Raw genomic sequence first — 10041 nt, forward strand, 5'->3', positions numbered from 1 at the left:
GCCCCGCACCCGCCATCCGCACCCGCACCCGCCATCCGCACCCTCGCCGGCCCTCGGGGGTGCCTGGCCGGGCGGCTCGGGGTGTGGGCGGGTGCGGTGGGCGACTGGCAGGGCGGTGGTGCGGGGCGGGGTGACGGCGGTCTCTTGTCGGCCCGCACGAGTCATGGTTTGATCACGATGTTTTCTGTGGGTGGCCGTCGCGAGACGGTGTCATGTCGGGGGTGATGGCCGTGTTCGCGGATGCCTGCCCAGGTGGGGGCGGTGGTGAGCCGACCGTGGTGGAGCTGCGGGATCTTCAGGAGCGTGCCGACGCGTTGGCGCGGGACGTCGCCGCGATGCGGGCCCGGCTGGAGCGGCAGTCGGACCTGCCGCGTGCGGTGCGAGGGGCGTGGCCCGGTGGGGTGGAGGACGCTCTCGCCCTGGCGGCGCGGCGGATCGCCGCGGCGGCCGAGAGGCTGGCCGGGGTGCGGGCCGCCCGGTGGGCGGGGCCCTGTACGACGTGGTGGGGGATCTGCCCGCGCTGCGAACAGGCCCTGCGGCCGCAGGAGGGCCACTCCTGGTGCCGGCGGTGTGGGACCGGCTGGGACCGGCCGCAGGGTCCGTGCGGGGAACCGGCGGCCTTCGTGGCGATGGACGCCATGGGCGGGACGGTGGTCGTGTGCACCGCGCACGGCCGGTACCTGCAGGACCGCCTCGACGGCGGCCTGCTGCTGCCGGTCCCCGCGTCGTAGCGCCCGGGGGAGGGCGCTAGGTTGCGTGCATGCAACCGATGGATGCGGCCAGGGCGGACCTGTCCCCGGTGGAGCTGCGGCCCTCCACCAGCCTGTCGTTCCTGATCGTGCTGCCGGTGGCGGGGCTCGGCGTCCTGCGCGCCGCTCTCCAAGGCGCCGGGCCGGGAGGGCGGCTCCTGTTCGTCGTCGGCTTGGTCGACCTCGGGCTGCTCGTCATGCTGCTCGTGCTGTGGCTGGTGGCACTGGTCCGCAGGCGGGCGGCCGGCTGGCGGTTGCGGCTGGACACCTCGGGGGTGACCGTGCGCGGCCACGAGACCGTGCCGTGGTCCGACCTGAGCGAGGTCCGGCTGGTGCTGCTGTCGGCGAAGCTCCCGCGGCAGGCGCTGGTCTTCGTCCCGCGCCCCGGTGTCGTGCTGCCGGCGATGCCCGTCTCCTGGCCGCTGTCACGGCCGCGGGCGCGCGCCGACCGGTTGATCGGGAAGTACGGCAGTCCGATCGTGGTGGAGCCGCTGTTGATGGGGACCACGGTGGAGCGGCTGGGCGCTGCCGTCCGGCGGCTGGGCGGCCTGCCGATCACCGGCTGAGGCGATGGTGGAGGACCGGCCGCCCGGCCGGCCGGCCGGCGTTCGGGCCCCGGTAGCCTTCCCCCACCGAGGGTCGGCCCGCGACGTGCGGGCCGCCCTTCTCTGCTCGGCTCCCGGGAGGACGCCCATGTTCAAGGTCAACGAGTACTTCGACGGCGCGGTCAAGTCGATCGCCTTCACCGCGCAGGAAGGACCGGCGACCGTTGGCGCCATGGCGCCGGGCGAGTACGAGTTCGGCACCGCGAAGCGGGAGATCATGCAGGTGGTCTCCGGCGTCCTGACCGTCAAGCTGCCCGGTTCCGACCAGTGGGAGACCTTCAAGGCCGGCGAGCGGTTCGATGTCCCGGCCGACAGCAGGTTCCAGGTCAGGACCGCGGTCGAGACCGCCTACCTCTGCGAATACCGCGACTGACCGCGCTGCCGCCCGGCTTGGGGGGTGCGGACGGGTCGGTCCGTCAAGCGCGGGGCGGGGCCGCGGGGCGAACCGGGGTCACTGTGCCGCGCCGCAGGGGCTCTCGGCGAACGCCTGCCCACCGATCTCGCCGTAGCAGTACTCGGTGCCGTCCACCTCGCCGATCTCCACCCAGTCACCGCCACCGGCGTCGGCATCGGCGTGTCGGCCCGTCAGAGGTACCGCCTCGCGGGGCACGAACTTCTCGACGTGGCCGGTCGGGGCCTGCACGCCGACGGTCCGCGAAACGATCAGCGCGATCTCGTACAGACGTCCGCGGACCTCCTCCGAGAGACGGTCCACACGCTGCATGTCCTCCGGCCGCATGGTCGAGCGGCGGGCCTGCACCTGGGTCATCGTGTCACTCCTCGCTGGGATGGGTCGTTCCCGATCTGATTGCCGACCACGCTAGGTCCTGGTCCGACGCGATCGCGGTAGGCGCGCACCTGGCGCACGGTCCCCGTCCCGACGCCGAGGACGGTTCGCGGGTGCACCCCGACGCCGTGGGGTGCTGTCGGGGAGGGCGCGGCGGCTGTGCGCGGCTGCCGTTCGGCCCGGCTTGCCTCTGCCCCAGGGGCAGAGGGCACAGTGGCCCCGTGCAAGAGGACTTGATCACCATCGGGGAGCTCGCGGCCAGGACCAGGCTGAGCCCCAAGGCCCTGCGGCTCTACGGCGACCGGGGGCTGCTGCCGCCCGCCCGGGTCGATCCGCGGACCGGGTTCCGCCGCTACGGCCTCGCCCAGGTCGAACGGGCCCGCCGCATCGCACTGCTGCGCGCCACCGGCATGCCGCTGGCGCGGATCGCGGTGGTGCTCGATGCGAGTGGTGAGGTGTCGGCCGGGCTGGTCGAGGCGTACTGGCAAGAGCAGGAGCGCGCGCACGCGTCCCGCCGGGACGCGGTGGACTACGCCCGAGACGTTCTGAGTGGAAGGGGCTCGACCATGTACGAGATCGCCGAACGTGACGTACCCGCGCAGAAGGTGCTGTTCACCCGGCGCCACGTGACCGCCGCTGACCTGCCCGGATTCCTCGCGCAGGCCGGCGAGCTGCTCTTCTCCCACCTGCGACAGGCGGGGGCGTGCCTGTCCGGACCGGTCTTCGCCGTCTACCACGGCCTGGTGAGCGAGGACTCCGAGGGCCTGGTCGAGGTCTGCGCCCCGACGCTGAACGCGGTCGAACCGGCGGAGCGGATCGGGCTGCGCATCGAGCCCGCCCACCGTGAGGCGTACACCGCGCTGACGAAGCGGCACGAGGGCTACCCGGCGATGGCCGGCGCCCACGACGCAGTCGGCGCCTGGCTCGCCGAGCACGGGCACGCCCGCGGCGGCCCCAACCGGGAGGTGTACTACCCGAACTGGGCCACCGCCGAGCCGGGCGAGCACGTGGCGGACGTCGCCGTACCGTTCCGCCCGCGCTCCGGCGCGTAGGTGCCTCCCCCTCGAGTCGCCCGCCGGCCGGACGACCCGAACGAGAGCGCCCGGCCGCCCCCACGCCGCCACGGTCTCGCCAGGTCGGCCCAGGGGTGCCGGCACGGTGCCGACCCCGACCTCGCACGCGGCGGGCCGCCGTCACCTCCACGACACCCCGCGCTCCCGCCCGGTTCCCGGCGTGCCGCCGCGGCCCGTGCCGGGCTCAGGTCTTGCTGGCCCAGAGGGCGGGGCTGTTGCGCGGGTCGCAGTTGTCGGTGGGAGTCATCTCCGGCGGGCCGTAGACGACCAGGTTGCCGTCGGTCTGGAAGCACAGGTAGGCGCCGGGACGGCCGCCGGTGCGCGAGTTCCACAGCCACTGGGTGCCCTGGTAGACCACCAGGTTGCCGTCGCTCTGCATGATCGCGTGGTCGCCCGGGAAGCCCTCGGTCTGGGTGTCCCACAGCGCCACGCCGGTGTTGCCGTAGATCACCATGTTGCCGTCATGCTGCATGACCAGCTGGTAGGCGCCGACGCAGAAGCGCATGCCGTTGATGAAGCTGAAGCCGCCGGTGAAGACCACGTTCACGGGCGAGGCCGCGGTGCACGGCACCCAGGCGTCGTTCGGGCGCGCGGGCGCCGCGGCGGCGACACCGGCGGCGGTGGGGGTGAGCAGGGCGGCCACGGTCGCGGCGGTGGCGAGCGCCGCGCTGAGCAGCCGGCGGGGGCGGGGGCGAAGACGCATCGGTGTGCCTTTCGGGTCGATGGGTGGTCGACGTGCGGGCAGTGCTCGGTGCGAGGGAGTCAGTGCGCTGAACTCGGTTTGACAGAAGGGACGTTGGTGGTCCGCTGGGTCGCGGTGGCACGGCCGTGCCGCAACGGCCCGTCGGGAGACTACGGGCGCGCCGCGTCCTTCGTGTACCCGGCCCATCCCAGCTGTCCGGAACCCGTCGATCGTCAGCTGAAATACCGCACCCACAAACTCTCCGGCCACCGGCCCGCCGACCTCAGCGCCCTGCGGAACCGCGACGGCGGGCTCCGGCAACGCTGCCGGACAACGGCGGAATTCCTTCTGCGCGGGTCACTCGGCGGCGGTGGGAGGTGCTGCCCGCGCCGCCCAGGCCGGAGCCGGTGGCCGCGATCCGAAAAGCCGTACTGCTCGCATCCTGAAGATCACCAAGGGGGCTGCGTCCTGCCGGCTCGCCTGCTCGTCGAGGTCGGCGCGCTGGGAATCGATGTGGTTCTCGACCTCCATCCGCCAACACCGGAGGATGCTGACGTCGCGACGTGACCGCCGCCGGCGTGGAGGGCGCGAGGAGAGTGCCGGCTGGTCAGCCGTCCAGGGCAGGGCCCGTGCCGACGAGGCTGCCCTTGATCTCCGCAGCCGCGTCTGAGTAGGTTGACCGCCGACAACCGACGATCAAGCAGGTGGGCGTGTGGCGGGAATTGAATGACCTGGTGCAACTGCTCGGCCCGCCACCGATCCGAGACGCATCCTGCGACGACTGGGCCGCGGTTGAGGACTACGTCGGCTCGGCGCTGCCCCGCGACTTCAAGGCATTCCTTGACACCTACGGCACCGGCACGATCTGCGGAGAACTCGTGGTCTTCCACCCTCGGGGGACCAGCCCGCTGCTGGACCGGATGCGGAAGATCCACGAATCTTTCGGCCAGTCATGGCGGCGTGACTCGGACGAGTACCCGTTCCGATTCCACCCTGACCCGGGCGGCCTCATCTCCTGGGGATACGACCACTCCGGCGACGAGCACTTCTTGTGGCCGTGCGACCCGGACCCGGACCGCTGGAAGATCGTCACGAATATCAACGGGACGGACCCCGAGCTCTTCGACGGACCATTCACCGACTTCGTGCTCGCCTTCGTCGAGCGCCTGGGCGATGTGGATCCGCAGCACGGCGTCGATCCGGATGCCCTGGAGTTCCTTGAGCCGGAGGACCTCGACGACCTGGCGGATCTCGGTGAGATCGGCCCGGTCGCCCCGAGCTTCGAGCCGTTCTGATCCTTCGCGCCGGCCGCGCGACGAAGGGCTTCATCGGTCTGTCGTGCTCTGCTGCGATGCATCGAGCTCTCTCGGGGCGCGTTCGGTCGTGGCGTGACGTCCGGCAGCGTCACGGAAGGCGGGCACACCGAGGTTGACCGTGGCGGTGCGGCGGGCGATGGGTTTGTCGAGCCGGGCGAGCTTCGCGTTCGCCGCGGTCAGGCGGCCCTGGGGCGCGGCCGGGGGTGCTGTCGGCCTGCTCGCTGGGTTGGCGGGGTGTGTGCGCCGAGCACTCGGGACGGGGCGCCGATTCTGCGGTGCCGTCAGGAGCCGCCCTGCGGCGGGCCGGCGGGTCGGCGGGTCGGCGTCGGCAGGTTGGCAGGTCGGTGGCTCGGTGGTGGGTGGGGCTTGTCGGCGGGCTGAGGATTGGCCACCTCCCGCTCGGTGCCACCGATCAGTGCCGAGCCTGATCCACCCGCGGGTTCGACGGCTCGGAGGCGTTGGCATACTGGCGCGGTGCCGATAGCCGAAGATCCGCAGTCGCGTCCCGCCGATGACCCTGTGCCGGCCGGGCCCGACCCCTTCGACGGCATCGTCCTGGATGAGGACTTCATCCGCGGCGCGGTCGTCAAGGAGCCCGCTGCGCGCACCCGGGTGCTCTCCGCGCGGTGGCGGCACGACCCGCCGGTGGATCCGGGCGGCCGTCGCTGGGTCCTGGAACCGGTGCCGGCCGCGGCTCGGAGTGGGTCCGAGTGGTGGCGAACGGTGCCGCTGGTCTTGGCGGCGGTGGTCGTGGTGGTGTTGGCGCTGGCCTTCCTCGATCCCAGCCGGGGCCTGCTCCACACGTCCCGCGCGGATCCGCCCGCCACGACGGCCGATCCCACGATCCAGCACCCTTTCCAGGGGTCGCCCGCCGCCGACTGGTCCGACAACGCAGGCGGCATCGTCCTGCCCGCAGCTCAACCCGTGGGGGCCTACAGCGGTGCCCAGGTCGCCCAGGACCTGCAGCGGGTCAAGGACTTCCTGGTCGCGGCCAACCTCGACCCGAACGTGATCGCGGGCGGCTACCCGGACCAGGCGATCTCCCTGGTCGATCCGATCGAGGGCACCCCGCCCGGGACCATGCGAAAGTTCCTCGACCGCTCGCTCGAGCACCCCTCCGACGTCGACGACCCGCTCGGGTTGTTCAGCCGCTTCGACCCCCGTCAGGCCGTCATGGTCGGCTCGGTGGTCAAGGTCAAGGGCGCCATGAACGTGGGCGGCGACGGCCGCAACGGACTGCGGATCCGTACGGACTACACCTTCGTCTACGCCCTGCGTCCGGGACCGCTGGCGGGCAACGCCTCGCTCCCGCCCGCCGCACCGCCGCGTCCCGGCGGTGCCCCGAGCGCCGAGAGCGTGGCCCGGGTACGTCCGGCCGGTGACGTGGTCCCGCCGGACGTCGTCAAGCGCACCATCGTGCGACGGGCCATCGTCTTCGACGTCCCCGACCCCGGGCAGTTCATGATCACGCCCGGCACCCTGACCATCCGGGACTACCCCAGCTCCGTCGGCGACACCTCCTGCGGGCCCAGCACGGGGTTCTTCCGGCCGGCCTTCCCCGGCGCCCCCGTTCAGGGGCCGCCCGCCTCAACCGGCATCATCGACCCCTACGACCGCGACACACCGATCGCGGGATCCGGGGACTGCCTGGGCGACTCGCGGAACTGAGCGATCGAGCCCGCGCGGCGGCCCTGCGCCACCACCTGGCGCGACCACTACGGCCCGCACCACCCCCGCACCGTCGCTGCCGAAGCCGAACTCGCCGCTCTGCCCCGCCCCTGACCCCGCCCCTGGCCCTGAACCCGCCCCTGGCCCTGATCCGTCGGCAGGCATCGCCGGCTCCGGCGCGGGGCCGGCCGTCGTTGCCCGGCGGTTGGGGTCCGGTCTCCGCGTTGGTTCCCTGACCGGGCCTCAAACATATTTGGTGGCTAATAGTTCGGGCCCCCTCTATGATGCGCCTCGATCTGAGACTGATCGTCAGCAGGACGTCAGCGGGGGATCGATGGCAACGAGTCAGGATCACATGCATCACGGAACAAGAACCACCCGACGGGGGTTGTCGGGACTGATTGCCGCGCTGGTCACGGCCGTCATGGTGCTCGGGACGGCGGGGGCGGCGGCAGCGGCCGTGCCGGCCTGGAACCTCGGGAACACCGGGCTGGCCGGCGTCTACAACCTCAACGCCCAGGCCAGCGGGGTCGTGCACAACGTCGGCCTCAACAAGTGCATGGACGACTACAGTTACAAGACCGACAACGGTTCGTCGGTGGTCTCGTACACGTGCAACGGGGCGACCAACCAGAACTGGAGCTTCCACCCCGGCGAGGACTACATCTACGATCTGGGCTTCACCGGATCGATCACGCTGGACAACGCGCCGGGGCAGTGCCTGGACATCGTCGGCGGGCCGACGACCGTCACCAACGGCACCAAGATCGACCTCTGGAAGTGCGACGGCGGCAAGAACCAGCAGTGGGTCGTGCAGTTCGCGCCGAACGGCACCACACGGTTCTTCAACCCCAACAGCTCGCGCTGCCTGGACGTCCCCAATGCTTCCACCGACGACCGCGTCCAGTTGCAGCTCTGGCCCTGCAACGGCGGCCCGGCACAGTGGTTCGCGCCGCCGTCGGCGCCGCTGCCGCCCGTCGGGCAGATCGCCAATCCGCTGCTGAACAAGTGCGTGGACGACGACAACGGCGTCATGACCAACGGTGCCAAGGTCCAGACCTGGAAGTGCAGTACCACCGACAACCAGAAGTGGGCCCTGCGGCCGAACGGCACGCTCACCCACGGTCTGCAGTGCCTGGACGGCGCCGGTACCCCGAACGGCAGCAAGGTGCAGCTCTGGCAGTGCAACGGCGGGTTGAACCAGCAGTGGATCGTCCGGCTGGACACCGCCAACCGGACCACGCTGCAGAACCCCGTCTCCGGCCGCTGCCTGGACGTCCCGCAGTCCTCCACCACCGACGGTACCCAGCTGCAGCTCTGGGACTGCAACAACTCCGGCGCCCAGGTCTGGAACGCACCGCAGTACCCGCACCCGTCGATCGTCGGCCCGGTGGCCGCGACGTCGGCGCTCTACGCGCCCGCGTCGGGTGAGATCTCCGCGCGCCGCGATGCCCTGAAGACCGCGCAGTCGATGCGCCAGGCCCAGGCCTGGACGGCCTCGGTCATGCACGGTGGCGGCGCCGTGATCAAGGCCCAGGCCGGCACCGCGCTGGCCGGCAACTTCGCCGACCTGCTCACCACCTACAACGGCTGGCGGGCCGGCGGGCTGAAGGACGGCCCGGCCCCTCCGTTCGGCCAGGACGTCGCGGCGCTCAAGATCGCCGACCAGAACCGCTCCGAGCGCTCCGCGGGCCGGCGGCACTTCCTGGACAACCTGTCGATCTACGACCAGGAGCCGACCCCCGTCGGCCAGGTCGTCAACTACATGTCCTCCGAGTCCAGTTACTGGCGGATCGTCGACCTCGCGGCCTTCGGTCCGGCGGTCACGCACGCCAACCAGGCCGCGCAGGACAAGGTGACCGCGATCGCCAAGGAGAACGGTCTCAAGGACCCGGGTTCCGCCTGGCTCTGGGACATCTACCAGTACAACACCAACCGCGGCTCGGCGGACGACGTCCGGCGCTTCATCCAGTACAACGGCTACCCGACGGTCGCGCCCGCCAAGGGCTCGCCCGAGTTCCGGGTCGAGGTCGAGGCCGTCAAGTCCCGCTGGGCCGGCGGCGACCCGACCAGTCCGCCGGACATCAACGGCGTGCTGCTCGACGTGGAGGAGACCGCCTGGGCGGAGTACCAGACGGAGCTCAACTCCCAGGCGCAGCAGCGCGCGGACATCCTCACCGACGAGATCCAGGGCCTCGAGTCGCTGCGTGCCAGCTCGGAGGCGATGAACGACGCGCTGAGCTACGCCTGGTACGCGGGCAAGCTGCTGTGGGCCCAGCAGTACCGCTCGGACCCGTCCTGGAGCGCGGACGTGTCGCGGATCCCGGGTGACCTGGGCATCATCAAGGCCCGGGTGGCCGGCCTCGCCGAGGCTGCCAAGATGGCGGCCGGGCAGGCGCAGGACGCCGCCGCCAAGGCGGGTGCCTCGCAGGACGCCGCCACCGCCGTCGCCAAGGCCAACGGCACGCCGCAGGGCCGCGGCCTGCTCTACGCCCAGCAGTCGGCGCAGGTCACCAAGGCGGCGGCCTCGGCCGCGCAAGCGGTTTCGAACTCGATCCAGACGGCGCTGGCCGCCACCAACGCCACCTTGACGGACAGCGCGACGCTGTTCGCCACCGCGAGTGCCCAGGCACACGCGGCGCGCGCGCAGTTCCTCCGCGAGTCGGCCCAGGGGGACGCCAAGTGGGCTGCCTCGCTGGCGAGTTCGGCCGCCGACCAGGCAACCGCCGCCGCCACGGCGGCGCAGAAGGCGGCCGCCGCCAAGGTCAAGGCCCAGCAGGCCGAGGCCAACGCGGTGACCTCTGCCGCCGCCGCCCACCAGGACGCCCTGACGGCGGCTCAGGAACGCCAGAACGCCGCGAACGCCCGTGCCACCGCGGAAACCCAGCGCGCCAAGGCCCAGGCGGCCGAGGCGGCGGCGCAGCAGCAGGCGGCCACCGCCCAGCAGTTCCGCGACAGCCCCAACTCGGCGGCGGCCACGGCCGCGGCCAACGAGAGCTCCGCCCAGCAGGCCGAGTCCACGGCGAACACCGCGCGCGGCAAGGCACTGACCGCGGAGAAGACCAGCGACACCGGCGACCCCGACGCCGCCGCGGCGGAGGCGGGCGCGGCAGCGGCGGCCGGGACCCCCAACTCGGTGGCGGCCCGCACGGCGGCCTCGA

At 72.2% G+C, this 10041-nt stretch carries 9 protein-coding genes; 7 read left to right on the forward strand and 2 right to left on the reverse strand.

What is annotated here, in order from left to right; translation table 11 throughout:
- The first annotated feature begins 275 nt into the window (after positions 1–275).
- From ABD323_RS14365 to ppnP, 3 genes are all read left to right on the forward strand, one after another.
- A complete protein-coding gene (locus ABD323_RS14365) occupies positions 276–731 on the forward strand; it encodes a hypothetical protein (protein WP_344441895.1) in 456 nt (151 codons plus the stop codon).
- 29 nt (positions 732–760) lie between these two features.
- Positions 761–1315 carry a hypothetical protein gene (locus ABD323_RS14370; protein WP_344441896.1) on the forward strand — a complete coding sequence of 185 codons (555 nt, stop codon included), beginning with the start codon at positions 761–763 and terminating at the stop codon, positions 1313–1315.
- A gap of 127 nt (positions 1316–1442) precedes the next feature.
- On the forward strand, positions 1443–1727 hold the full coding sequence (gene ppnP / locus ABD323_RS14375) for a pyrimidine/purine nucleoside phosphorylase (RefSeq protein ID WP_344441897.1): 285 nt from the start codon (positions 1443–1445) through the stop codon (positions 1725–1727).
- A 78-nt stretch (positions 1728–1805) separates the two neighbouring features.
- On the opposite strand, the gene ABD323_RS14380 is transcribed toward ppnP, so the two are convergent.
- Positions 1806–2123, reverse strand: coding sequence for a hypothetical protein (locus ABD323_RS14380; RefSeq protein WP_344441898.1), 318 nt, complete (start codon positions 2121–2123; stop codon positions 1806–1808).
- A 239-nt stretch (positions 2124–2362) separates the two neighbouring features.
- Here ABD323_RS14380 and ABD323_RS14385 point away from each other — a divergent pair, with 239 nt between their 5' ends.
- Entirely contained in the window at positions 2363–3193 is an 831-nt protein-coding gene (locus ABD323_RS14385; RefSeq protein ID WP_344441899.1) for a MerR family transcriptional regulator, read from the forward strand.
- Between the two features lie 205 nt (positions 3194–3398).
- Here ABD323_RS14385 and ABD323_RS14390 read toward each other — a convergent pair whose 3' ends face one another.
- Positions 3399–3917 (reverse strand): hypothetical protein, encoded by a 519-nt coding sequence (locus ABD323_RS14390; protein ID WP_344441901.1) that lies wholly within the window; start codon positions 3915–3917, stop codon positions 3399–3401.
- 683 nt (positions 3918–4600) lie between these two features.
- Here ABD323_RS14390 and ABD323_RS14395 point away from each other — a divergent pair.
- From ABD323_RS14395 to ABD323_RS14405, 3 genes are all read left to right on the forward strand, one after another.
- Positions 4601–5191 (forward strand): SMI1/KNR4 family protein, encoded by a 591-nt coding sequence (locus tag ABD323_RS14395; protein WP_344441902.1) that lies wholly within the window; start codon positions 4601–4603, stop codon positions 5189–5191.
- A 495-nt stretch (positions 5192–5686) separates the two neighbouring features.
- Complete coding sequence (locus tag ABD323_RS14400) at positions 5687–6880, forward strand: SCO2583/SCO2584 N-terminal domain-containing protein (protein WP_344441903.1); 1194 nt, start codon at positions 5687–5689, stop codon at positions 6878–6880.
- A 388-nt stretch (positions 6881–7268) separates the two neighbouring features.
- Positions 7269–10041, forward strand: a 2773-nt coding sequence (locus tag ABD323_RS14405; protein WP_344441905.1) for an RICIN domain-containing protein, incomplete at its 3' end; no start/stop codon positions are given.

The organism is Kitasatospora nipponensis, assembly GCF_039528135.1.
GTDB classification, from domain to species: Bacteria; Actinomycetota; Actinomycetes; order Streptomycetales; family Streptomycetaceae; genus Kitasatospora; species Kitasatospora nipponensis.